Below are 504 nucleotides of genomic sequence, written 5' to 3' on the forward strand. Positions count from 1 at the left end.
AAGACCATCGAACGGGTCGATGTGGCCAGCGGCGAAATGCGCCAGACCGTCACCGGCCTGCAAAACAGCGCCGAGATCGTGCGTTTGAACGCCAACAAACTACAGAAACTGGTGGGCCAGTTCGAGGTGAGCAAGGTGGGATAACCCCGCAAATCTCGTAGGACCCCTTAGGGCAACACGGATCTGTAGGAGGCAGCTCTGCTGGCGATGAGGCCAGTAAAATCAGCACATCTGCTGCGCCTGTACCGCAGCAATCGCCAGCAGAGCTGCCTCCTACAAGTGCGTGCACCGGCATTAATCCTACGAGATCGATGCCGATCCTGAGGGAGAAGACCATCGAACGGGTCGATGTGGCCAGCGGCGAAATGCGCTAGACCGTGACCGGCCTGCAAAACAGCGCCGAGATCGTGCGTTTGAACGCCAACAAACTACAGAAACTGGTGGGCCAGTTCGAGGTGAGCAAGGTGGGATAACCCCGCAAATCTCGTAGGACCCCTTAGGGCA

It is taken from the genome of Pseudomonas sp. 3A(2025) (assembly GCF_054589175.1).